This window comes from Dellaglioa sp. CoH-55-MRSF-8 (assembly GCF_056782195.1).
Window position 1 is genome coordinate 1 of the sequence record NZ_JBXAYH010000156.1, and the last position, 306, is coordinate 306.

The window sequence follows — 306 nt, forward strand, 5'->3', positions numbered from 1 at the left end:
GTCAAGTTACGACGCGCCCGCGTTCATAACTGATCATGATTTGGGTGAAGAGGGTGGCCTCAGCAGCGGCTATATCGCTCACACTGCCTACTTCATGGGCATGGTGCCGACCATGGTCCGCTACCATCCCGTGGATTACGAGGAAGGTGGCACATTTATCGAAGACGGCAGCGGCAAAGATGTCGAATATGCCGAAGACTACCCGGATGCGGAGCCAGAATGAACCTGCATGATGAACTATCACTCGACCTGATTCGAGGGGCGGCAAAATTTCGAGGATACCTGTATCGAGATCACGTGGTACGC

1 protein-coding gene is annotated in these 306 nt (G+C 53.9%); it reads left to right on the top strand.

The genetic code is table 11. The annotated features are described in order from the left end of the window. Nucleotides 1-223 (top strand): hypothetical protein (locus AC1RPW_RS08335; protein WP_481769496.1); only part of this gene is annotated, 223 nt, incomplete at its 5' end. Nucleotides 224-306: the final 83 nt, after the last annotated feature.